The organism is Metallumcola ferriviriculae (assembly GCF_035573695.1).
GTDB lineage: Bacteria > Bacillota > JADQBR01 > JADQBR01 > JADQBR01 > Metallumcola > Metallumcola ferriviriculae.
In genome coordinates, this window is the sequence record NZ_CP121694.1 from 1,201,701 (window position 1) to 1,227,143 (window position 25,443).

Here is a 25,443-nt window from a genome sequence, read left to right on the forward strand (position 1 = left end):
CGCTCGGGTTAGCTGAATAGCGCCTTAAGTGGTATTAATAAAATACCAGTAATTAATCAGGGAGCTAAGTATTAGGCGAAAGCATGAATGGGGGTATAGAATGAATGTTGCTATTTGCATTTACTTATTGCTAGTGGTTCTTTTGGGAATAGTGGGTATTTTAAAAACAAAGACATTTGAGGACCACGTGGTTGCCAACAGGGAGCTGCCTTGGGGAATTGCAGCCTTAAGCATAGCTGCTACTTTAATTGGGACGGGAGCGACCTTGGGTGTAGGAGAAATGGCCTACAAAATAGGGATTTCCTCCATGTTATATCCGACAATTTTAGGTGTCTCGTTATTAGTTTCGATGTTTGTCGCGGCTGCTCGTTTTCGAGCATCAAACTGTTACACGATACCTGAACTTCTGTCTGCGGATTATGGTGAAACCTCACGTTACGTGTTGGCTGTAGCGACAATCTTGCGTTGGGTTGGGCCGACAGCAGCTCAATTTCTCGCCGCCGGGGTAGTATTAACAAGTATCACGGGCTGGGATTTAACTATTACAATTATAGTTAGTGCTTGTGTTATTCTCTTTTATACAATATTGGGAGGCATGTGGTCGGCCTCAATTACGGATGCACTTCAAGTGATTGTAATTTATATAGCCTTAGTATTGCTGTCTACGTTGACTATAAAAGAGTTTGGCGGAATGTCGCAACTATTAAGTAAACTACCATCAGAGTTCTCATCTTGGACTAACGTCGGAATTGTGCCACTGACGTCCTGGCTGGGAGGACTTATTTCTCTTGGTTTTGTCAGCCAGCCATGGTTACAACGTTGTGCATCTGTGACAACGCCTAAGAATGCAGTAAAAGCGGGGATTTTAGCAGGACTCTTAGTGTTGCCGGTAGGTTTACTATCAGCCTATGTTGGAGTGTTGGCTAGGGTTCAGTTACCTGGCTTAGATGCAAAAGCTGCAGTGCCAGCGGTGATTATGAATACCTTTTCTCCTTTTGTTGCGGGTATTTTTGTGGCATCTATCATTGCTGCTGCTATGTCGTGCGCCGATTCTTGGATCCATTCCTCCGCAACGTTAATGGTAAAAGACATCTATTTGAGGATTAAGCCTAATGCCTCTTCAAAGGAAGTTTATAGAATGACGGTTTATTCGACAATTTTTGTCGGTATTCTTGCTTTGGTTTTGGCCTTGATGTGGAAGGGTGGTATTATCATGTTGGTAATGTTTACTGGTGTATGGTCATCTGTAATTTACATTGGTCCATTATTGGTATCTTGGTTCCTTCCTATTAAATTAAAGCCGAGAGTAGGTTTAGGTATTATGCTGTTTTTATTAGTGTTGGGACCAGTTTTACTATTTTCGCCGAATTATATCTTTAAAGTTCACCCTAACTTTTCATTAGCTATCATTGCTTTAGCTGTCACAGTTATTTCCTTATTAATCCCCGGTGCCACATATTCAGATCATAAAGAAACAGTCTACGATCAAAGTGAAGTTGAAGCATAAGTTACTTACTTGAACAGAGAGTCCCATGGCTGGCTAAAAAGCTAAATCCGGATTAACAATAAAATATTACCCGAATGTCCCAACAAGGGGGACGGTTCCTTTCTAGCTATGAATTAGGCGGATGCTTTTAGGCCATTAATATTTTGTTAAATATTAATGGCCTTTTTTAGTCACCCGGCATGGCTCAGTCTGATCATATTCATAAAAAACGACCTAATACGACAAATTTTTAGCAAATAATAGCAGGTATACCTAATAATGTGTTGAATAAAATACTTGTTTGTTAATTTTTGTCGTAGTTTCCAAGGTGTACTTACTTTGTAAAACGATAAGGCAAACCTGCTGAAAGGCAGGGGCGCAAAACCGAGGGCCTAAGACTTCTATCATGGGGTTATGGTAGCCGGCTGCCAAGGAGGTACTGTTTTTTTTATGCTTTTTTTACACCATTAATTTTTTACCTAGGCTAAACAATCGAAGCGATTTTTGCTATCGGAAATGCATCACTACATTATGACAGCATAACTAATCATATTTGGGGGTATCAACATGAAAAAATGGACAGGGACAAGAATCTTAGCTGTGGCGCTATGTGTTGCGTTGCTATTGCCGTACACCGCTTTTGCTATCAATAGTGGCGATGGCGATTTATCGAAAGGGACGACGGTTATTACCGAATTGCTGCCGCTTGATGATACGGTACTGAAGCAAACCGTCGCGTATGACACCCCGGTAGAGGCCTTGGCCCTGCCCGATACACTAAACGTCAAGGGTTATGTCTATGATGGAACGGTGACTGAACCTGTGTCTGAGACCATGACCATTGAAAGTGTAGGCTGGACGTCAAAACCAAAATATGATGGTGCTGCGGGAGAATATCTGTTTTTGCCTGAGCTAACGGCCTATTCCGTTGACACTGATACCGTGCCAAGCATTTTACTAACGGTAGCCAACCAGGAAGTAAAATCGGTCGCTGGCGATATCTATAACATTGAAAACAATGTAGAATCGGTTACTAGCGATACATATAACACTGAAGATAATGTGGAAACGGTCATTGATGAGATATATAACATAAAAGATACTATTGACTTGGAAGCCATGAAAGCAGGTTTGGAGGAAAACCCCAAACCGATGACCTTAGATGATGCAATGGCAAGCTATGAAGTGCAGCCTATGCTAGATACCAAAGAGCAGACCTTTAAATCCACTGCGTTTATGACCCAAAGCTTCTTTACTATTAATTCAGTGCCGGTTACCACTTATCCGGATACCATTGTGGTAGGAAATGATAACGATAATAATGCTCATACCGGTGTGTCCGATGGCGATATGGATTCAATTATGTTTGGCTGGACGACAAACTATCCGATAGAGTTTTCCTTTACCCTGAATAATCTGCCTACGGAAAGTGCCTATATTGCTATTAAGGCTTATGATGTAGACGAGGAGTCCGGTGAGAAGGATTATGTGTTTATCAATGACGCCCCTGCCGGGTCGGGTTCAGCAGGAGCATCCATTGGGAATTTGTCCGGTAACAATGGTATTTGGAATACTACTGTGCTGCAAATTCCATTGTCCAAGCTGAGATTAGGCGAAAACTACGTTTCTATTAACATTTCCCCCGGCTGGATTGTCATTGTTGACTGGGCCCAGCTAATACTGGACGGTGGTGCGGTGGATACAAATATCTCCAACTATTCTATCCAGTTGGACGATGCGGTGCAAAACGGCAGCAACGTGGAAATTGCTTCAACAGTTAACATTGAACAAAGTGGATCGACAGATTACTACACAGAGTATACGCTGAATAATGAGGCCGGAGATAACCTTGACACCTATTTCGGCAGTGCCGTCAGTGAGGAATCCGCTTCCCTGGCCATGCCGCTAAATTCACCTACTGGTACTTACACTGTCACCGGGTTAATTAAGGACAAGGCAACTGAAACCATCAAAGCCAGCGATAGAATTACCTTTGAATTTGAAAGCGGTAAGGTGCCGGTATTTGGAGTAAGGATTGACCATACACTTTCGCCGTCCACTTTGACTAACGGGAGTGTCGCTATCCAGCTTGCAGTGGAAAATGTTGACCCCACGGTTATCAAGGATGTACAGGTATGGTATGGAAGCGCCAATATTACCGGCAGCACCAACGGCAGCATTACTACGGCGCATCAGACTGTTGGCGAAAACGGGACTTATGCCTTTGCAGCGAAATATATATTGAATGGTGAGCCGCGAATAACTAATTACAAGGTTACGGTATCAAATATCGACAAGGTCGCACCTACTATTAACGCTAGTGATGTTTCCGTTATGGAGGATGTGGAGGACGCTACTGTAACTGCTGCTATTAATAGCGCCATTACCGTCAGTGATGACGTTTCGCTTCCAAAGGATCCTTACACTATATCATCCATTAGCGGTTTTTCATCAACTCTGGCAGATAAAACTGTCACCATTACCGCGCAGGATACGGCGGGTAACGAAACGACCAGTAGCATTACCCTCTCGGTTGTACCCAAGCCGCTGCAGCTTACCCAGCATGACGTAACTGTAAATGAGGCGGCACTGACTGCCTCCCTGTCTGGGGTGCTCGATTATACCGGCGGACTTAATATTACCGAAAGCGGCTTTGTCTGGGGGATTTCTCAAAAACCCACCTACGAAGTGAACAGCGGCAAAACATCCGTGGCCGGAGCATTGAATAAGGGGGGCAGCATTAGTGCTGTGGCAGCAAGTCTTGTCCCAGGCGTGAATTATTATGTTCGTGTTTTTGTTAAAGCGGATGGTATCTATTACTACAGCGACCAGAAGAGCTTTGGCATCGGCGCGCCGCAGTACGGCAGTTTCAGCGTGAGTGCTGATGCAGGGGTTATACCTGCCGGCGGCGGCACCGCGGTATTTACCGTCAGCCGCCCTTCCAATCAAACTGAAGGCAGCCAAGTTGTTTATTTCCGCACTGCTAACGGTACGGCTATCGGCGGCGTACATTTTGCGCATAAAAATGGTACTTTGACCTTTGCGGAAGGCGAATATTCGAAGTCGGTTGAGGTAACTGTCAGTGGCGTTTCTAGGGAGTATGGGGGTAACCCTGCCACTACCTATCAAAATGCAGCACGTAGTTTCTATTTGGAACTATATAAAGTAGCAGGCGGGGCGACTGTTCAGACAAACCGGGCGAAAAAAACTATTGCTTTGGACAGCTCTAAGCAGGTTGCTGCAGAATCCTTTAATCAATATAACGCAGTTGGTGAAATAAACGGCGGAGATTATTTTATCCGAGACGACGGATACACATCAAATGCAGGTGCAAAAGATACCGTTAGTTTTACTAAAGTAAATAATACAGGTACCGCTTATTTAGATGCCGTAGCAGACCATTACGCACTGAAGTTTGACCTGACACTTTCTGAAGATGACGACGGCTACCAGTGGATACAAGTGTTTGAGGATTCTGAGTTATATTTCGGTAAACTTGAACATAATGCAGGGAGCTGGGATTCGACAACCGAAACCTATACATTTCCTATGACTACCGATGGCGAAGCGATGGCGGTTTATCCAAGCTCATGTCTGACCGAGTACCGCGGGACACTGACCGATGGAAACAAAGCTGTTAACATCGGTAAAAGAAAAACTGTCTATGTGCAGTATGATGCTGAAGGCGACGGTGATGATGATTGGTATAAGAAACATTTTGCACCCTCCATCCGTGCCATTGACACCACAGAGCCGCAGCTTATCGCAATTGCACCGATGGCGGGCGGCACGTACAGTTATGGGGATGAGGTTTACGTGAGCCTTATCTTTAATGAAGTAATCGGCAGTGCTTCCGGCGTAACCATCAATACAAACCTTTCAGATACACCCTTTAGCTACGTGGAAGGTGTCGGTACCAATGTACTGGTATTTAAGGGCACCGTGGACAAAGACGACCAAAACTTCACGTCTGTTGACGTAACTGCTGTTAATAACAGCAGCAGTATTAGGGATTTGGCGGATTATGCCGGGGCGGCTTCGGGAGGCACAGCCGGCGGCACAGGGATTGACGCCAATACCATTCGCCCGACTATCAGCTTCTCAGGCAGCAGCACAGGCACTTTGCCTAAACATACTGCTGTAACCACCATTGGCTCCGCTGTTTCTGCTAAGTACGCTTGGTCGAGCAGCACGACGATGCCGGTTTCCGGTTGGATGGATTTTTCCAGTGCGGCAGGCGGCACCTTATCGGAAAGCTTGGCGAATGGAACACTCTACCTTCATGTATTGGCAACGCACTCAAACGGCAACACTCGCTGGGAATATCAAGCATTTAGTTTCCAACAGCCAACCATAGAGGTAACGGTTGATAACAGTGCATGGGCGCAGGTCCGTAATATTAATCTGGTAGTTTCAAACAGTGCCAATGCACAGGTGAATATTTCTATGACCGGTGCCGGAACAGGTACTTATACCGGCAGCCAAACCGTTAATGTGACCGCTAACGGCACTTACGCATTTACGCTAACTGACGATTACGGCAGCAAAATCGTTGAAAGAGTGGATGTGTCTAGACTGGATCGCACACAGCCAGTTATAACTATCGATGAATATGGCAATACCGGAACAAGCTATAACTCACTGGATTTCGGCACTTCTGTCACGGATGAAGCTGGTGGGTCCGGGATTGCTGACCTACAGTACGTCTGGACGAATAGTACAACTGTGCCGTCAACCGGTTGGAAATCAATGGATGTTGGTGGTGGAGCAATTCCCACTTATAACACAGTGGGAACGGCTTATCTTCATGTAAAGGCTGTGGATAATGCTGGGAATATCGCTTATGCCCACTCGCAAGGGAATACAGTGGCGGATAACACGCCACCGGTTATTGAAGCAACGGGTGCTACTTTGTCCGCATGGCAGCAGGGAGATGTAACGTTAGACTATACTGTAAAACAGGCTAGTGCGGATATTAGCTTTATAGATGCCGCGGGAACAGTGATGCAGGGTGCGAACTTGCCTACCGGCTATCCGCACACCGGCAGTGTCAGTGTTAGTAAAAATGGTCTCTACACGTTTACAGTGATAGACAAAAACGGCTTAAGCGATACACAAAATATTGTGGTAAATTTCATAGATAACGAAGCTCCTGATGTATCGTTCGGTTACGATGCCGGTAATACCGCTGCCAGCTGGGCACAGAACAAAACAGTGACGGTAACCGCCAACGATAAAACAAGTCCTGTAGTGGACGCAAGTGGAACTGTCACGGGCTACGACGGCAGCGGAGTGGCTGCAGTGCAATGGAAAAGAGGTGCTGATGGCACCTATGCGGCAATTACCAACGGCGGCAGCTTTGTTGCAGACCAAAATGCCACCTATTATATTAAAGTGACTGATGCAGTGGGTAACAGTACGCAGTATGCCCTGCCCATCAGCGGCATTGACTCATTAGCCCCTGCGGTTAGTGTTACAACACCGGCAGGATGGCAGGACACCGTATATAATGCTATAGTGGTTTATTCTGATGACTATAGCGGCATTGCTTCAGCAAAATATGCCATCGCGGACAACACGGACGTAACCCCCGCCGGGCTTTCGGACTTGCCGGCAAGCGGCGGCACTGTAATGGTATCAGCTGAAGGAAGCAACTATATCTATTATCAGGTGACGGATAAAGCGGGCAACGTAACTTCCGCATGGGCGGATGCAATCAATATTGACACCGCCGCCCCGGTCCTCACCGTGTCCGCTAACCAAGGCACGGCAGACGGGGATGCATATAATTCCGGGGACTGGACAAACGAGGATGTAGTATTCACTTTAGGAAACAGTGTGACGCAGCTTTCAGGAACCACATATCAGGTAAGCATCGGCGGCGGCACGTGGCAGCCTGTCACTGGAAATACCTTTACAATTTCTAGCGACACCAACACCACCTATCAGTTCAAGGCGGTGAGCGGCAGCGGCATAGAAAGCGGGGCCAGCGGCTATACAGTCAAAATTGACAAATCAGCACCGGTGGACGTATCTATCAACGGGGCTTCGGACATATGGCAAAACCAGGATGTTACGCTTACGGTTTCTGGAGATGATATTGAAAGCGAGATTAGGGAGTATTATTTTTCCATAGATGGCGGTATGAACTGGAGTACGGCTCAAGCATGGGGTGCGGGCGGCACAAATCAGTTTACTATTTCTACAGACGGTGACTATACTAATAAAGTAAAAGTAAAGCTGATAAATCATGCCGGCATAGAAACAGAAAGTAGCGTATACACCGTGAAACTTGATAAGATAACGCCCGTCTTCACCGTGTCTGCTAACCAAGGTGCGGCAAATGGTGAAACTTATAATTCCGGGGACTGGACAAACGAGGATGTAGTATTCACTTTAGGAAACAGCGTGACGCAGCTTTCAGGAACCACATACCAGGTAAACATCGGTGGCGGGGCTTGGCAGCCCGTTACTGGAAATGTCTACACAATCTCTGCCGACACCAATACTACCTATAAGTTCAAGGCGGTGAGTGGCGCAAACCTATTTGACCAAAGCAGCGAAACTACCGTTAGAGTGCAGAAATCGCTGGATAAGGCTATGGGTGCTTCCATGCTGTTTCCGGCGCCAAACACAGACAGCACGTGGTACAACACTGATACCACCATTCAGGTGACTAAGCCGGCGGCAGAAGCAAATAAACCTGCAATCACCGTGAAATATAACGTATGGAATGATACGGATGCCGAGCCGATTGGCAGCAGCGTTCTTGCCGGCAGCAGCATTGCTATCCCGGCGGATGGTAAGTGGAATTTAAAGATATGGACCGAAGATGAAGCCGGAAACTTCACCGACCCAATCCAGGAAAGCTATTACGTAGATACCACTGAACCGGTTATTGCCGATGTATACTATCAAACAATCTACGACGATGGTATCATAGGAGCGGCCACAGACTTTAATGTGGATAGGAATTTCTTTAACAAACCCATCCGTGTCACCGTAGAGGTTTCCGACGCACTGTCCGGTCCTGACACAGTCAGCTATTCTATGGATAGCTTAACCCATTCTGTAGCTATAAACGACAACGGATTGGCAACTTTTGACCTTGCTGCAAATACCGAGGGAAATTTAGTGATCGGTGCGGCGGATAAGGCCGGAAATACTATCGCTGCCGGCGATAAGATGACTTACGCTATCATCATAGACAACCACCCGCCGGTTATTGTTTTTAGCGGCGCGGACACTAGCGCTGATGCAGGCGATGCATGGTTGGCCGGCTCACAAACCGTAACCATGAATGTATATGATGCTGTCAATGACGAAGTTACTGCTTCTTTAGATAATTTGCATATTAGTGTGAAAAGATGGGATGGCACTGGCTACTCCGAGGATATGGCCGAGTTTAGTCAGTTGTTTACGGGCATTAGCGATGCAACGGATGTTGCCGCGAAATCTCATAACGTTACATTTAACGTCAGCGGCAAATATGAAGTCACCGTTAAGGCCTCAGACCGGGCAGGCAATGCCGCCGTTCAGCAGACCCGTTATATTAATGTAGATACAGACAGCCCGATTGATAACCCAACGCTGATGCTCAGTGGAGCAGAGGTAGATAATTCGGCATACTATCAGGCTGGGAACTACAGCATTGCCCCAGCTAAAGAAAATGATGTAAAACAAAGCCCGATTAAAGCCCAGTATAAGCTAAACAACACTGTCAACCCGGCAAATGATGTAGTCAAGTGGACGGATGTTCCAGAAGAAAACGTCCTTAGTGTGCTGGAGGGAGCAAATACCGTACAGCTTCGCACAATTGACGCGGCTGGAAATGTAAGCTTGGGTGTGACCTATACAGTCAACCGCGACATTACGCTGCCAACACTAAGCGGCTATACTCCGCTAAACGGGTCAATTGATACTAGTATCACCCCTACCATCAGTTTCACAGCGGATGAGCCGTTGGTAAAGGGCGACGGCTACCTCGCCATTTACAACGGGCGTATGCAGCAAAAGGTGATGGATGTTCACAGCGGCAACAATCGTGTCAAGCTGTCAAACGAAAACAAAACGGCCAACGTAACTCTGCCCGAGACACTGAACCAAAATACGCGATACTATATCGTTGTGGATAAAGGATTTTTCACTGACCGGGCCGGAAATAAAATGGCTGCCTTTGGCGGGCTAGATGCATGGAGTTTCAAGACCATTGCCGACTCTATTATTCCCGACAGCGAAATTACTGTACTCGGTTACACTGTAGAATTAATCACTAAAGACGGTGCAGATGGGGAGGAAACTAGTCAAACCCTTACTGCCGTTGTTGATAAAGAGGCTGAAAGGCAGCATAATATTATTGCTAAAGCCAGCTACAGTGAAAACGGAACAGATTACTTTGTTAAACTTAAGGTTAGACCGACAATGAGCGCCACACCGCGGGAAATCAGGGTATCAACTACGGCGGGCACAGCTGGGCTTTCCAGCAATGAGAAATATACTGATGTGCTTATTCCTCAGGATGCAAGCGAAGCTGTAGTTACAATTTCCCTGGGTAGTGGTACCAACAATCAATTTGCTATTAAAATAATCAATTCCAGTTATCAGGGAGTGGTAGAAACCGATGGTGCTGTCACTGCTACGGTAGAAGAGGGCAATCTGCTGAATTCGGTGGATTTAAGCAAGGAAATCGAGACGGCAAAGCTGCCGGGCACTACAGTTGATGTTACGGTGAAATTAGTTATTGAGCAGAAAGAGGAAACAGAGATACCTGACATTGCAGGGATTCAAGCAGCAGCGCCCAGAGCTTCGCTGCGGTTCTTTGACATATCCATGGAAAAAGTGGTTACAACAGCCAGTGAAGCGGGGGTCCCTACAACAGAAACTGAAGTAATCAGTACCACGCAACAGCCGGTGGTAATAACCATTGACCTTCCCGAAGAATTGCGGGGTAGATATACCTATCGAATTGTCCGGGAACATAACGGTGTGGTTGATATTCTGCCGGCGACAGTTGTTAACCGTGGTACCGCACTTCAGTTCCAGGCAGACCGTTTTTCCACTTATTCCATCGCGTATAAGCGCAGGTCCAGCAGTTTAGAAACTATATCAAGTGTACTTGCTGACACGGAGCATATGTCGGTGGACGTGGTAAAGCTTAATTTAGACACCGGCGCTGGCGTAGACTTGAATACCTTGCTGCCGTATTTCAAGGAGGATGACGTGGAAAACATTGTGGGATTTTCCACTGTAGTTGACGGGCAGGTGAAATGGATTGCGAAAGACGGCAGGACATATTGGTTTAAGGATAACGTAAAGAACTTTGACGATATTCAGGAGCATTGGGCGGCGAACGACATTCAATTTACTTCGGCAAGAGAACTGTTCAATGGAACGGAGCCGGGCATATTCTCTCCCGATATGAGTATGACCAGAGCAATGTTTGTCACTGTTCTTGGGAGAATGTGGGATGCTGAGGTAACTGGTTTCACCGTTTCAAGCTTTAAGGATGTGTCGGCGGACGCATGGTACGCCCCCTATGTTGAGTGGGCGGCGGAAGTCAATGTTGTTAATGGCTATGGCAACGAACTTTTTAGGCCAGATGATGCAATTACCCGCGAACAGATGGCGGTGATGGTTGCCAAATTTGCTGAATACACTGGACTTGCTCTTGCCGTAGAGAATGAAGCAGCAAATTTTGCCGATGATGACACTATCAGCATATGGGCGGCAGATGCGGTAAAGGCAATGCAGCAATCCGGCATCATCAACGGTAAGCTAAACAACCTCTTTGATGCGAAAGACACAGCCACCCGCGCTGAAGTTGCGGCAGTTCTAAAAAGATTTATTGAGAATGTTGTCGAGTAAGAACCAATACAAAACGTCAGCTTAGGCTGTATGCAGATGATATAAAATATCAAAATGAATTAATGAATAAACAGGTGGCCTTTACCAGCAAGATTGAACCGGGCCACCTGTTTTTCTTAAGAAGATAAGCTGATATTTTTAGATGAAGGGGGTTTAAATGGTCATATCATTTATCGTTAATTTTGCCTCATTAACCAAATTAAATATTTTATCAGCATATTCATAGAGCTTTTTGCCGTCTTCCGTTAAATAGATTTTCTTACCGATCTGTTCGAATAGGACGGCATCTAATTGTTCTTCCAACTTCCTTACCTGTACAGACACAGTCGGTTGACTAATATAAAGATTTTCTGCTGCTTTGGAGAAGCTCAAGTGTTAATTTTATATGTTCGGATGCTATTTTCGTTTTGGGTAGGCAGGTAATTATCCGACTAATAACCAATACATAAGTACAACATTGATATCTATCAAAGCCTTGAATTAGAAGAGAAATGGGGGATCAACAATAATGTGCGACACTTTAGTGGCATTAGGTAACTCTACTAGTGATGGTTCAGTAATCTTTGCAAAGAACAGCGACAGACAGCCAAACGAACCTCATATAATGGTTAGAGTTCCTAGAAAAAAGTATCAACAAGGGACCAAAGTTAAGTGCACCTACATTGAAGTTGACCAAGTGGAAGAAACCTACGAAGTATTTCTATTGAAACCTTCTTGGATCTGGGGCTGTGAGATGGGGGCTAATGAGTTTGGCGTTAATGTCGGAAACGAGGCGGTCTTTACCAAAGAAAAATATGCTAAGACCGGTCTCCTCGGCATGGATTTAGCAAGACTTGCTCTTGAAAGAGCTCAAACCAGTGAAGAGGCGTTACATCTAATTACCGACCTGTTAGAAAAGTATAGCCAAGGTGGGAACTGTGGTTACGAAAAACCATTTACTTACCATAATTCTTTTTTAATCGCTGATAAGGATGCTGCTTGGGTGCTGGAAACTGCAGGGCAGTACTGGGCTGCGCAAAAGGTAAAAGACATTAGAACCATTTCAAACTGCCTTACTATTGAAAAGGACTTCGAGCTTTGTCATGACCAATTAATCCAACATGCCATTGATAAGGGTTGGTGTAAGAGTGAAAAGGATTTTAACTTCGCTCAATGCTATACTGACAAGTTGATTACGCGTTTAAGTGGAGCAAACCAGAGGTGTAAAACAACCCATGCCTTTTTGGATAATAACAAAGGAAATATTACAGTAGAGAAAGTAGCAAGTTTACTTCGTAGTCACGACCAGAACATTGAAGGCAAGCAATTTAAAAAACACTCTTTACAAAGTGTTTGTATGCATGGGGGCTTTTTATTTGGAGATCATACCACAGGCAGCTATATTGCCGCTCTAAACAAACACCAAAATACTTATTGGGTAACCGGGAGTTCTACACCATGTATATCTCTTTTTAAGCCGCTATGGCTGATAGAAGGAGAGCGGGTTACCTTTTCTGAAGATGAAAAAGAAAACGCGATTGAATTTTGGCAAAGGCGCGAACAGCTGCATCGAATGATTTTAGAAAACAGGATTGCTGATCTCGACGAATTTTTAACCCAACGTGATAGGTTAGAACTAGACTTACAAAGGAAAATAGCTGCACTAAGTTTGCAAGATGTGTCCCAGCAAACACTACAAGAAATTATAAAATACGGTTTTGAAAAAGAAGAGCAATTGCTTACAAAAACTATTGAGAACAACCAGCACAATAGGTCACATATTGTGGGCAACCCGTACTTTAGATATTATTGGGGAAAGCAAAATAAGAGGTTAGCAGAGGAAATAGTGAAATAGTTTCAAGTTGCTCGTGGTACAATGAAGAGCAACTTTAATACAACGTTTTTCTAGATGAAGAAGGATAAAAGCTAAGGCTTATAGAATTTACAAAATTCAGAAAACAAACTTTTTCTTAAAAGATACTTCCTCGCGGCTTTACTGTTTAAGGAAAGTAAATTTTTTTGGAAGCTGAACAATAATTACTGCAACAACTACTAGGAAAGCACCTGCCATTTGTACAGGCTCTAAAAGCTGTCCCAAAAAAACATAAGCAAAAAATACTGCTGCTACCGGCTCTAACGTAGCTATAATACTGGCCCGCCCAGGAGCGACGTGTTTTAGGGCGGCGTTATAACAAAGGTAAGAGAATAAAGTGGGGATGATACCGATATAGAGCAAGTAGACCCATGTCATAGGGTGTTGGGTTTCGGTAATTATAGTTTTTGGAAAGAACATAGTGCTTAAAAAAAGTGATCCAATACCCTGGGAATATAAAATTATGGTCCATGGGTGATATTTATCCGCCACGTGTTTGCCGAAAATGGGATAGAGAGCGTAAGTTAGGCCTGCCATCAGCCCCCAGAGAATACCGGAAGTGTTTAGCTTGAGGTTGTTCAGGTCGTAACCTTTAACTACCAAGAAACACCCGCTGATTGTTAAAGCAATACATATAAGCTTCAACTTATCAATAGGTTCTTTATATATCATACGTGATAATATCGCTGTAATGGCAGGAGCAGTGTAAAGCAATATGGCAGCGGCGGCCACTCCGGTTTTTTCTATCGCGGTTAAGTAGGATAGATAGAATAATGCAACGCTTATTAAACCATAGGCAAGAAAAAAAGGTATATCATGCCGCTTAATGCGTAAGCGAGACCTATTGGCTGTCATGGTTAAAAGCAATATACCGGCGAAAGCGATTGTTGATCGAAACCAAACTATTTGCGTGGGAAGCAGGCCCAGTTTAAATAAATTTTCTCCAGCGATACCTAAGCTGCCCCAGGCTACAGCAGCAAGTAAAATGAGCATGTAAGCGGATGTCATATGGCTTCTCCTTCTCTAACGGAATTTTGAATTTCTTTGATTGAAAGCCTTGATGGCTGTATTATACAGGTCGACACGGTCGAGTGCAATAATTTTCCAGACTAGAGGTGGATAGTTAAGAGGTAAGCATTCGATTTGTCCCAACACAATCACTTGTGTTGAAAATTAGTAAAAAAAAACGGAGAGGGGAGTGTTGTTATGCTAATTTTATCAAAAGAGGATGTAAAAAAAGCGGTAACCATGCGGGAAGCTATTGATGCCGTTGAATTGGCATATAGCCACTATTATCAAAAGAAAGCTGAAACACCGCTGCGAACTAGGATTCATTGTGATCAGGTGAATGGAGACATGCTGTTTATGCCTGCTTTTATGGCCCAACAGGGGGGCGTAGGGATCAAGGTTGTATCCGTGTTTCCGGAAAATCTGAAGCAGGCTAAACCGACGATTTCTGCGGTGATGCTTTATAGTGATTCGGAGACGGGAGAACATTTATGTCTCATGGATGCCACATTTATGACGGCACTAAGGACCGGCGCCGCCTCAGGCGTGGCAACCAGGTATTTAGCAAAAGAAAGCAGCAGGAAGGCAGCTCTGTTTGGAACCGGCGGTCAGGCATTACGCCAGCTGGAAGCAGTACTAGAAGAAAGAAATATAGAAGAAGTTTTTATATTTGATATTAATGTGCAGCGGGCGACGGACTTTATAAAGCTTTGTGAAGAAGAGTTAGCAGGGTTTAGTTTTTCCGCGGTATTGGCAAACTCCCCAGCCCAAGCGGTACAAGATGCTGACATTGTAATGACTGCAACCACTTCCAAAACACCGGTGTTTTCCGGCAATGATATTAAACCGGGAACCCATATTAATGGAATAGGGTCTTTTACCCCGGAAATGCAGGAAATCGATGAAATAACATTGGCAAGAGCTGAAAAAATAGTGATTGATTCTTTTGACGCCTCCTTTAAGGAAGCGGGTGACCTGATTATACCGATGGAGAAAGGCGTGCTAAGTAAAGCGGATATTTATAGTGAAATCGGTAAAATTACCAGCGGTGAAATGCCCGGCAGAGAAAGTAACGAGGAAATTACCTATTTCAAATCCGTGGGTATAGCAGTGCAGGACATAGCGGTTGCAAAGATTATTTATGAAAATGCAAAGGTAAAGAGACTTGGACAGGAGATAGAAATATTTTAAAATATTAAGTGGCATTATTATAATATCTGAGGGTTAGGTGACGAAATGGATATAGCACGGAAAAAGCGAACAAGATTATACAGGGATATTGTAGCTCAAGTAAGAAAGCTGATTCAAGAAGGCACCTTGGCTCCGGGTGATCAGCTATTGCCGGAGCGGCAGCTGGCCGAAAAATTGGGAGTAAGCCGTTCGGCCCTGCGGGAAGCACTGACAGCATTGGATGCTATGGGCTTAATAGAAATTACGCCCGGTGGGGGCACATATGTCAAAAAAGTGAGTATGGAAAGTATGGTCGAACCTTTAGCCAGTATTATGCTGAAAGAAAGGGAAACAGTGTTTGATTTTTTAGAGACTCGTAAGATTTTGGAAGCAGAGATAGTTAAGTTGGCAGCAGAGAGGGCGGGTAAGTCAGACTTACAGACCATACGGGAAGCAGCTGTAGAAATGCAAAATGATGTAAATGCGGGAAGAGATGCGGACGATTCTGATGAAAGATTCCATATTGCTTTAGCGCTAGCAACCCAGAATTCAGTTTTATACCACACCATGGTGATGTTGACAAGCTTAACCAGAGAGGCGTATGCGCCGTTAAGAAGGGAATTGTTAAAAGGGCCGATACAGACTTGGTGCGAACAAAATTTTCAGATTTACGAGGCAATAAAAAACAATAAACCGCAAAAGGCAGCAGAGTTGGTTATAAAGCATCTGCAAATGTCAGAAGAAGAACTCCATAGTTTGATTAATGAACAATCAGATAAGAAGGATGACGGGGATTTGAACCTAAATCTGACGAAATAAAGAACCACTCTTGAAAAGGAAAGAATTAATCTAATTTGCAGAACCACAGGGCACCAATGAACGAAAATTCTTAAAATTTGCGCAAACAGGAAGGATATTTGAAAAATTTACCGAAGGAATATCTTACAATTGGTCCTACCATGATAAACTATCTGAATTTTGCAAAATAATTAGCCGCTTTAATTATGCAGTTATTAATGATGAGCCCAATGTCGACAATTGTCGCAATATTAGAAAAAGTATATCAAAATTGGTCATACCATGATAAACAATGCAGGTCATATTATACTGAGAGCTTATGTATATTTTACAGAAGGTGACCGCGATGGTTATTCAGATAGGAATAGCATAGAAAAGAAGACATATGATCCACTTTTAGAAAATATTGCAAAAAGAGGGGGGTGTTCACAAAAACGCTAAATGTGGGCCCGTTTGGGTTCAATGGTTTTAAATCCAGGTAGGAGAAAAAGGAGGATAAACATGGGTAAAAAATTAGTATTGTTATTACTGGTGGGTGTATTAGTGCTTGGCTTGGCCGGCTGCGGTGGCCAGCAGGCAGCTGAAGAGCCCGGTCAGGACCAGGACGCTAAGGAAGAGCCGGCTGCTTCCAATGAGCCAATTAAAATAGGCATTCAGGGACCGATTACCGGTAAATGGGCTATTGAGGGCACCGGTTTTGTCAATGGGGCAACTATATTGGCGCAACAGATCAATGATGAGGGTGGCCTTTTAGGACGCCAGGTTGAAATTGTTGAGGGTGATGACAAAGGGGAACCGAAAGAAGCAGCGCTGGTTGCCCAGAAAATGATTTCCAGTGGCGTTGTGGCTGTAGTAGGTGCATATAATTCGACTAATACAGATCCTATTTCCGATATGTACAATGAGGCAGGTTTATTGCACATAACTCCTTCATCCACCGCTACACACCTAACTGAAAAGGGATATACCCATTTCTTCAGAACCGCATTCCTGGATAACCGCCAGGGGCTTTTCGCTGCTGAGTTTATGGTCAATGATTTAGACAAGAAAAAGATTGCCATAATTCATGACAATACTACTTACGCCAAGGGGCTCGCTGAGTGGACTCAAAAATATATTGAAGAAAAAGGCGGAGAAGTGGTATTTATTGATGCAATTAAACCGGGAGAATTGGACTTTAATCCCACTTTGACAAAAGTAAAAGATACTAATCCGGAGGCACTTTGGTTTACAGGCTATTTTTCCGAAGGCGGGCTTTTATTGAGCCAGGCACGGGATATGGGTATGATGGTACCATTTGTGGCTGGTAATGCCAATAATAACCCGGACTTTTTCAAGATCGCTGGTAAAAGTGCCATCATGGAAGGTGGGGGAACCTTCATTATTTCTGAGCCGGGACCCTCTGACCTTGACAACCCTGAAGCAAATAAATTCGTTAGCGATTATGAGTCAAAATACGGGGAAATCCCTCCCAGCGTATGGACTTTGAGTGCTGCTGATGCTTTCAGATTGATAGTTAGCGCCATCGAAGAGACTGAAAGTACCGACGCTGATACTTTGGCAGAATACCTGCGTAATGTTAAAGATTTCCCGGGCATCACAGGTCCTATTAACTATGATGAGAAAGGTGACCGCAAGGGGACAATTCATAAAGCTTACAAATTCGATGAGAATGGTAGTTTGGTTAACTGGAACGCTTAATAATCAATTGCCTATAAGACTCACATTTTTGGTCCTGTTGGGAGAGATCGCCATGGTTTCTCCCGGGACCAACTATGATGCTCCTTTAGGAGGTTAGTTATGGATGTTTTTTTTCAACAAATAATTAATGGAATTACAGTGGGTTCCATCTATGCATTGGTCGCTCTAGGCTATACCATGGTTTACGGCATTTTAAAACTGATCAACTTTGCCCATGGAGAATTGTTTACATTGGGTGCTTATTTTGCACTATCACTTATCGTTAGTGCAGGGTTGGTTAACATCATTCCTAATTTAGTTATAGGCCTGTTGGTATTAGTGGTTCTTATTGGCGGCTCCGTGGCTGTGGCTGGTGTAGTTCTGGAAAGAGCCGCCTACAAGCCCTTAAGAAATGTGGGGCGTTTGCCCCCTCTTGTATCTGCTCTTGGTGCTTCAATATTTTTTCAAAATGCCATTATGCTCCTTTATGGTCCAAACTATAAGGTGATGCCAGAAAATATAGTCCCGGCAATTACATGGGAAATTTTTGGCATACAAATTACATTAATGCGGTTAATAATACTTTTAGTTTCAGTAAGCTTAATGCTTGGTCTTTATTTCTTAATTCAGAAAACGCTTTTAGGTTCGGCTATTCGTGCCAGTGCACTAGACCATGATACTGCTCGATTAATGGGTATCAATGTAGATGGTATTATAAGCATGGTGTTCATTATTGGACCTGCGCTAGGTGGAATTGCCGGGATGATGGTGGGCCTATACTATCGACAAATAAGTTTTATGATGGGATGGTCTTATGGACTTAAGGCATTTACCGCTGCTATTTTGGGTGGAATAGGTAATATCCCCGGTGCTATGCTGGGCGGCTTGATTTTAGGGGTGGTGGAATCTTTAGGAGCGGGTTATTTTTCTGCGTCATGGAAAGATGCTATCGCCTTCTTTATTTTAATTGTAATCCTTATCTTTAGGCCTACCGGTTTGCTGGGTGAAAGAGTTGCAGATAAGGTATAGAAAAGATTAGGAAGAACCTCTTTATTTTATTGTTAGTAATGACGGTACAAAATTAGTAACAGAGAGGATCATGGGATATGTTGCAAAGATTAAAGGATTTAGGTAAGTGGTGGTATTTGATTCCGGCTCTGCTTGTACTGGCTTATCCTCTCAAGGCCAATTCCTATTGGATTGACGTAGGATTTTTCTTCGGGCTATATATTCTTTTAGGCTTGAGTTTAAATATTATAGTTGGGCACGCCGGATTGTATAATCTAGGTCACGCGGCATTTTATGCTATAGGTGCTTATGTGACAGCAATCTTAAATACCCAGTTTGGCATTCCCATCTTTTGGTTACTGCCGGTCTCCGCATTAGTGGCCGCGGCAGTTGCATTTGTGATTGTCAGACCTATTTTACACCTCCGTGGAGATTATCTGTTGATTGTTACCCTTGGCTTTTCGGAAATTGTTCGCATTGCATTAATTAATGACCCGTTAGGATTGACCGGAGGGCCCAACGGAGTTTTCGGTATAGCTAGGCCATATTTATTTGGTTTTAAGCTAAGTCAGCCCAATCATTTTTATTATCTTATTTGGTTGCTGGTAATTATAGTTATTCTAGCCCAACGCAGGTTAGATAACTCACGCATTGGCAGAGCCTGGAACTATATCCGCGAGGATGAGCTGGCGGCTGAGGCTATGGGAATAGATACTACAGGGGTTAAGCTGCTTGGCTTTGTAGTGGGGGCTGCTTTGGCAGGTGTGGCTGGAAACGTTTATGCTGCCAAGATGATGATTATTTCTCCCGATAGTTTCACAATATGGGAATCGGTAATTATGTTCGCCATTGTTATTCTGGGTGGAGCTGGCTCTATTCCGGGTGTGATAATAGGTACATTTGGGATGGTGGTACTCCCCGAGATATTCAGAGAATTCGCCGAATATCGTATGCTGATATTTGGTGGAGCTATGATCATTATGATGATTTTCCGTCCGCAGGGGCTGTGGCCTAGTCAGCGTATGAGACGGGCAATGGAAGATGATGAAGTGGAGCTGCCGGAACCGGAACAATCAGCTGTTTCGATTTAAATACAGATAATAAAGGTTAGGGGTATGCCATGAACATTCTTGAAGTATCGCAATTAACTAAGACCTTTGGTGGTTTAACAGCTGTTAGCTCTGTAGATTTCAACATTAGAAAAGGCGAAATTCTTGGATTGATAGGTCCGAACGGGGCTGGCAAGACGACGGTATTCAACCTAATTACGGGAATATATCAGCCTGACCAGGGAGATGTGAGCCTGGAAGGGAAAAGCGTGGTGGGGTCTAAGCCCCATGTTATTGCCGGCAGCGGGATAGCTCGAACTTTTCAGACCATCAGGCTATTTGGAACCATGACAGTTCTGGAGAATGTTATGTCCGGCCAGCATGTAAGAAGTAGAGCAGGGCTGTGGGCATCTATTTTTCAATCCCGTCAGCAAAAAAAAGAAGAAGAGCAGATATATCAGGTTGCTGAAGAAAAGCTTAAGTTAGCAAAAATTTGGCATGTTCGCAATGAATTGGCTAAAAACCTGGCTTATGGGGACCAAAGACGGTTGGAAATAGTTCGGGCATTAGCTACATTTCCCAAATTAATTATTTTAGATGAACCTGCCGGCGGCTTAAATGAGCAGGAAAGCTTCGAATTAATGGGACTTATCAAAACTATCAGAGATTCCGGGATTACCGTACTACTAATCGAACACGACATGAGTGTAGTAATGAATGTATCTGACCGAATCGTAGTACTGGATAACGGCGAAAAAATAGCCGAGGGAACCCCGGAGGAAATACGAGCCAACGAGAAGGTTATTGAGGCTTATCTAGGAAAACAAGAGGATGATTTCTAATGACTTTATTAAAAATAGAAAATTTACACATTAATTATGGTCATGTCCATGCACTTAAGGGTGTTTCCCTTGAAGTAGGTGAGGGAGAAATTGTGACACTGCTCGGCGCTAATGGTGCAGGAAAGACTACAACTCTTAGAGCAATCTCCGGATTACTAAAAGCTGTTAAAGGGGATGTTCTGTTTAATGGCGATTCTCTAAAAACTGTTAAGGCACATGATAGAGTTGAATTGGGTATTTCCCAATCCCCGGAAGGCAGACGGGTTTTTTCCACCTTAACTGTACACGAAAATCTTAGTTTAGGTGCTTATTCGAGAAGAAAAAAAGACTGGAATGTAGTAGAAAAAACTCGGCGTTTTGTATACGATCTCTTTCCGCGGCTAGAAGAACGCAAGAATCAAACTGCCGGAACTCTCTCCGGGGGCGAACAGCAGATGCTGGCTATTGGGCGTGCCTTGATGGCCAAACCAAAGTTGATGCTGCTGGATGAACCATCGTTAGGCCTCGCGCCTTTATTAGTACAAAATATTTTTAAAACTATCAGGGAGATCAATAAACAAGGCGTTACTATTTTATTAGTGGAACAAAATGCGCGGGCTGCATTAAAAGTTGCCAGCAGAGGGTATGTGTTAGAAACGGGGAACTGCGTTCTTAGTGGTAGTGCCGATGATTTACTTGCCGACGAAGCTGTGCGGAAGGCTTACTTAGGCGAAAAATAAAAATGCAACCATGCACCAGCACAAGTTACTTATCAAGGTTTTCCTTATACAAAAGAAACTAAGTCACCAAAGAGGTTCTGCCTGCGCCAGGGTTTTAATAAGAATTAACATGATAAATGCAGGCGATACTTTTTATTGGATACGTTGGCTGACGATGGTCAGACCAATTGATCGGTTCGCGGCAGGTTACTAGTTAGGGGGGGATAATTTTGCGGGTGGAGGAACATCCCATTATAAATTTTACCAGGGGTAAGAAGGTTAATTTTTTCTTTAACGGACGGGAAGTAGAAGGTTATGAGGGAGAACCTATTGCCGCGGCACTACACGCTGAGGGAATTAAAGTCCTACGGCATACTCATAACAAAAACCGGCCTCGGGGATTTTATTGTGCGATTGGAAATTGTTCTTCCTGCTTAATGAAAGTGGACGGGATTCCCAATGTGCGTGTTTGTGTAGAAGCACTAAGGGAAGGGATGCATGTCCAAACCCAGTCCGGAAGGGGTGAACTGCGTGATAACAACTGATATCGTAGTGATCGGTGCCGGACCCGCCGGTTTAAATGCTGCTATCACTGCAGCTTCCATGGGTGCAAATGTTCTTTTACTGGAGCGTAATGTCTTGGAAGGTGGGCAGTTAATTAAACAGACCCATAAATTCTTTGGGTCTAAGGCGCAGCATGCTGCTGCCCGGGGTATTGACATTGCTAAGGCTCTTTACCAAAGTGCCAGTCAATACCCTAATGTTACCATGAAATTTGGGGCAACAGTACTTGGCTATTATGAAGATGGGGTCATAACTGCGGAGCACCACGAGAGCATCATCACCATCAAGGCAAAAAAATACATTGTGGCCACTGGAGCCGCGGAAAAGTCACTGCCTTTTCCCAATAACGATCTGCCCGGAATTTATGGAGCAGGGGCGGTTCAGACGCTGACAAACGTATATGGGGTTCTACCGGGAAAGAAAGTGCTCATGATAGGGTCAGGTAATATCGGACTGATTGTAAGCTATCAATTGCTGCAGGCCGGGGTCCAGGTCGCAGGCATAGTAGAGGCGGCGCCGGAAATAGGTGGTTATCTTGTGCACGCAGCGAAAATAAGGCGAGCCGGAGTACCTATTTACACTTCTTATACCATAAAGGAAGCTTATGGAACGGAGATGGTGGAAGGCGCATTAATTATGCAGCTTGATAAGAATTGGCAGCCACTTTCGGGAACGGAGATAGATATTCCGGTTGACGTGGTCTGTATCGCAGTGGGACTGACGCCGCTGACTGAACTGTTGTGGCAGGCCGGGTGCAAAATGAAGTATGTGCCGCAATTAGGCGGGCATATTCCCGTCAGGGATGAGAACCTTACCACCACTGTTTCGGATATATATGTAGCGGGTGACGTCAGTGGCATAGAGGAGGCCAGTGCGGCTATGGTAGAGGGGAAACTGGCCGGGGCAGCTGCAGCAAGTAGTCTGGGTTATGGCAGCGGTAAATTTGCTGAAATACGCCGGGAGGCCCTGGCACAGCTAGCGGAGCTGCGCTCCGGTCCGGCAGGGGCAAAGATACGCAAGGGATTAAAACTATTAGTTGGTTAGAAAGAAGGGTTAACATGCTAGCCAAAACGGGAGTGCCGACAAACGAAGACATTCAAAAAGTTATGCCAACCGAGAAGAGGGCGGAGCAGGGTCCGGTGGCTGTCATGGAATGCTTTCAAAAAATACCCTGCGATCCCTGTTTTACCGCCTGTCCCAAGGGAGCAATAAAAGAGTTTTCTGATATAAATGATACTCCGTCCATGATTGAAAGCAAATGTACCGGTTGTGGAATTTGTGTGGCGTACTGCCCGGGGCTTGCGATATTTGTTATTGATTACACTTATTCTGACGATGAGGGGTTATTAAAAATGCCCTATGAATATCTGCCGCTGCCCGCTGAAGGCAGCCGGGTGGAGACTCTTGACAGGGAAGGACGATTGGTTGGGACTGCTAGAGTTGTCAAAGTACAGCGGATTAAAGGCCAGCAGAAGACACCGGTTGTTTGGTTGGCAGTACCAAAAGAATTATTAATGACAGTTAGAAATATTCTGGGAGGGGGGATAAGTTGTGGCGGATAGAACTATAGTCTGTCGCTGCGAGGATATTAGCATGGCAGAGATAAGGGATTTGATCAAACAAGGTCACACAAGCATTGATGAAATTAAGAGAATTAGTCGTAGTGGGATGGGACCCTGTCAGGGAAGGGGCTGCCGTCAAATTATTGCCGCTGAGATTGCTAAAGCCACAGGTTGCCCCATAGAACAGGTAGCAGTACCCAAATTCCGGCCGCCTATTAAACCAATTAGACTTGGCTATTTATTAGGTGGTGAATAGGGATGCGTAAAACTGCAGGTGCTGTTATTATTGGCGGCGGAATTCACGGTTGTTCCATTGCTTATAATCTGGCAAAAAAAGGGATGAAAGACGTAGTGCTGCTGGAGAAAAGATTCCTTTGCAGCGGCGGGTCGGGTCGGTCGGCTGCGGGAATACGTCACCAGTTTGGCACGGAAATTAACATTCGCTTGGCCGCTGCCAGCGTACGCATGATGGAAAGTCTAGCCGAAGATTTGGCATATCCCCGGGGCATCGATTTAATGCAGGGCGGATATATGATGCTGGCTTTTTCAGATTCTCAACTGGATCAGTTTAAAAAGAACGCGAAGCTGCAAAATTCCCTAGAGGATGTAAATACCCGTATCTTATCGGTAAATGAAGTAGAGCAAATTGTCAAAGGAATTAATCCTGAAGGGCTAGTGGGTGCTTCATTCAATGATCGAGATGGACACATAGATCCATTTCATGCTACTCAGGCCTACGCCAATGCGGCAAGGCGTTTGGGTGCGGATATTTACACCGGGACAGAGGTGGTGGATGTTCTTGTTCAGGGGGGAGCGGTTACGGGAGTGGTCACGGATAAAGGGGATGTTATTAGTACGCCCATGGTGATTAATGCAGCCGGCCCTTATGGAGGGGTTGTTTCTGAAATGGTTGGTATTCAAGTGCCATTATACCCTGAAAGACACCAGATATTAGTGACTGAACCGTTGGAAATGTTTTTACCCTGTATGGTTATTTCCTTTACCCACGGAACATATTTTAAGCAGACACCGCACGGCAGCTTATTGCTGGGTGTAGGTGACCCCGACCATGAGGTAAAGGACTTCAATGAGGAATCAACCTGGCAGTTTCTGAAGGATGTAGCCCAAAAGGTTACTTATCATTTACCGTTGTTAAAGGAAGTTCGGGTGGTGCGTCAATGGGCAGGATTATATGATATTACTCCGGACTCCCAGGCTATTTTAGGCAAAACTGATGTTGAAGGTTTCTATTTGGATATTGGCTGGAGTGGCCATGGACTGCAGTTGGCTCCAATTGTCGGTAAAATGATGGCTCAGTTAATCACCGGTGAAAAACCTGACATCGATATCTCATGCATGGATATTAACAGGTTTAAGCAAGGCAGATTGATACCTGAGCCAGCGTGCGTTTAACAATAGCTTAGTGCTGCCAAACAAGTCAAATAATGATTTGGGTGAGGTGAAAATCGTGAAGGTTTTAAGAGTAAAGGGTGAGTTATGTACTCAGTGTTATGCTTGTGAGGAAGTATGTTCAACTAATGTTTCCAAGGAAAGGGACCGCTCAAAGTCAGCCATCGGTATTGGTGAGAAAGCGGTGGATACCGGGCGGGTGGACATCACTACTTGTGATCAGTGCGGGCAATGCATCGAGGTTTGTCCTACCAATGCGCTTTATCGGGCAAAAAGCGGTGTAGTGCTTCTTAATGAGGATGATTGTGTCGGGTGCCTTTCTTGTGTGGGCTTTTGTCCGAGCGGTGCGATGTTCCGGCATGAAGACTTATTGGAACCTTTTAAGTGCACTTCTTGTGGGAAATGTGTCAAGGAATGCGCCGAGGGTGCGTTGTATCTGGAGGACCTATAAA

The 25,443-nt window shown here is 44.6% G+C and carries 18 protein-coding genes and 1 riboswitch; of the genes, 16 read left to right on the top strand and 2 right to left on the bottom strand.

Features of this window, described 5'->3' with window-relative positions; all coding sequences use genetic code 11:
• Positions 1 to 100: 100 nt before the first annotated feature.
• Both MFMK1_RS06055 and MFMK1_RS06060 read left to right on the top strand, forming a co-directional pair.
• A complete protein-coding gene (locus MFMK1_RS06055) occupies positions 101 to 1,507 on the top strand; it encodes a sodium:solute symporter family protein (protein WP_366924228.1) in 1,407 nt (468 codons plus the stop codon).
• A gap of 322 nt (positions 1,508 to 1,829) precedes the next feature.
• Positions 1,830 to 1,919, top strand: a riboswitch (cyclic di-GMP riboswitch).
• 134 nt (positions 1,920 to 2,053) lie between these two features.
• Positions 2,054 to 11,350, top strand: coding sequence for an S-layer homology domain-containing protein (locus tag MFMK1_RS06060; RefSeq protein ID WP_366924229.1), 9,297 nt, complete (start codon positions 2,054 to 2,056; stop codon positions 11,348 to 11,350).
• Between the two features lie 153 nt (positions 11,351 to 11,503).
• Here the strand turns inward: MFMK1_RS06060 and MFMK1_RS06065 are convergent, their stop codons facing one another.
• Positions 11,504 to 11,674, bottom strand: coding sequence for a hypothetical protein (locus tag MFMK1_RS06065; RefSeq protein ID WP_366924230.1), 171 nt, complete (start codon positions 11,672 to 11,674; stop codon positions 11,504 to 11,506).
• 184 nt (positions 11,675 to 11,858) lie between these two features.
• On the opposite strand from MFMK1_RS06065, the gene MFMK1_RS06070 reads away from it, so the two are divergent.
• Entirely contained in the window at positions 11,859 to 13,184 is a 1,326-nt protein-coding gene (locus tag MFMK1_RS06070; protein WP_366924231.1) for a C69 family dipeptidase, read from the top strand.
• Positions 13,185 to 13,322: 138 nt separating this feature from the next.
• Here MFMK1_RS06070 and MFMK1_RS06075 read toward each other — a convergent pair whose 3' ends face one another.
• Complete coding sequence (locus MFMK1_RS06075; RefSeq protein ID WP_366924232.1) at positions 13,323 to 14,210, bottom strand: DMT family transporter; 888 nt, start codon at positions 14,208 to 14,210, stop codon at positions 13,323 to 13,325.
• Positions 14,211 to 14,408: 198 nt separating this feature from the next.
• Between MFMK1_RS06075 and MFMK1_RS06080 the strand changes: the two genes are divergently transcribed.
• The 13 genes from MFMK1_RS06080 to MFMK1_RS06140 all read left to right on the top strand — a co-directional run bounded on the left by MFMK1_RS06080 (position 14,409) and on the right by MFMK1_RS06140 (position 25,442).
• The gene (locus tag MFMK1_RS06080; protein ID WP_366924233.1) at positions 14,409 to 15,401 is read left to right on the top strand and encodes an ornithine cyclodeaminase family protein; all 993 of its coding nucleotides are present in this window, start codon (positions 14,409 to 14,411) and stop codon (positions 15,399 to 15,401) included.
• A gap of 45 nt (positions 15,402 to 15,446) precedes the next feature.
• Entirely contained in the window at positions 15,447 to 16,199 is a 753-nt protein-coding gene (locus MFMK1_RS06085; protein ID WP_366924234.1) for a FadR/GntR family transcriptional regulator, read from the top strand.
• Between the two features lie 480 nt (positions 16,200 to 16,679).
• Positions 16,680 to 17,879 carry a branched-chain amino acid ABC transporter substrate-binding protein gene (locus MFMK1_RS06090; protein WP_366924235.1) on the top strand — a complete coding sequence of 400 codons (1,200 nt, stop codon included), beginning with the start codon at positions 16,680 to 16,682 and terminating at the stop codon, positions 17,877 to 17,879.
• A gap of 99 nt (positions 17,880 to 17,978) precedes the next feature.
• Complete coding sequence (locus tag MFMK1_RS06095; protein WP_366924236.1) at positions 17,979 to 18,887, top strand: branched-chain amino acid ABC transporter permease; 909 nt, start codon at positions 17,979 to 17,981, stop codon at positions 18,885 to 18,887.
• Between the two features lie 77 nt (positions 18,888 to 18,964).
• Positions 18,965 to 19,957 (top strand): branched-chain amino acid ABC transporter permease, encoded by a 993-nt coding sequence (locus tag MFMK1_RS06100; RefSeq protein WP_366924237.1) that lies wholly within the window; start codon positions 18,965 to 18,967, stop codon positions 19,955 to 19,957.
• A 29-nt stretch (positions 19,958 to 19,986) separates the two neighbouring features.
• Positions 19,987 to 20,757 carry an ABC transporter ATP-binding protein gene (locus MFMK1_RS06105; protein ID WP_366924238.1) on the top strand — a complete coding sequence of 257 codons (771 nt, stop codon included), beginning with the start codon at positions 19,987 to 19,989 and terminating at the stop codon, positions 20,755 to 20,757.
• Entirely contained in the window at positions 20,757 to 21,476 is a 720-nt protein-coding gene (locus MFMK1_RS06110; protein ID WP_366924239.1) for an ABC transporter ATP-binding protein, read from the top strand. The genes MFMK1_RS06105 and MFMK1_RS06110 overlap by 1 nt, the downstream gene beginning before the upstream one ends.
• Before the next feature lie 209 nt (positions 21,477 to 21,685).
• Positions 21,686 to 22,000, top strand: coding sequence for a (2Fe-2S)-binding protein (locus MFMK1_RS06115; RefSeq protein ID WP_366924240.1), 315 nt, complete (start codon positions 21,686 to 21,688; stop codon positions 21,998 to 22,000).
• Positions 21,987 to 23,063 (top strand): NAD(P)/FAD-dependent oxidoreductase, encoded by a 1,077-nt coding sequence (locus MFMK1_RS06120; protein WP_366924241.1) that lies wholly within the window; start codon positions 21,987 to 21,989, stop codon positions 23,061 to 23,063. Before MFMK1_RS06115 ends, MFMK1_RS06120 begins: the two co-directional genes overlap by 14 nt.
• Positions 23,064 to 23,077: 14 nt before the next feature.
• Complete coding sequence (locus MFMK1_RS06125) at positions 23,078 to 23,581, top strand: 4Fe-4S binding protein (RefSeq protein WP_366924242.1); 504 nt, start codon at positions 23,078 to 23,080, stop codon at positions 23,579 to 23,581.
• Positions 23,571 to 23,837 (top strand): (2Fe-2S)-binding protein, encoded by a 267-nt coding sequence (locus tag MFMK1_RS06130; RefSeq protein WP_366924243.1) that lies wholly within the window; start codon positions 23,571 to 23,573, stop codon positions 23,835 to 23,837. The genes MFMK1_RS06125 and MFMK1_RS06130 overlap by 11 nt, the downstream gene beginning before the upstream one ends.
• Positions 23,838 to 23,839: 2 nt before the next feature.
• On the top strand, positions 23,840 to 24,994 hold the full coding sequence (locus MFMK1_RS06135) for an NAD(P)/FAD-dependent oxidoreductase (protein WP_366924244.1): 1,155 nt from the start codon (positions 23,840 to 23,842) through the stop codon (positions 24,992 to 24,994).
• Positions 24,995 to 25,049: 55 nt separating this feature from the next.
• The gene (locus MFMK1_RS06140) at positions 25,050 to 25,442 is read left to right on the top strand and encodes a 4Fe-4S binding protein (protein WP_366924245.1); all 393 of its coding nucleotides are present in this window, start codon (positions 25,050 to 25,052) and stop codon (positions 25,440 to 25,442) included.
• Position 25,443 lies beyond the last annotated feature (1 nt).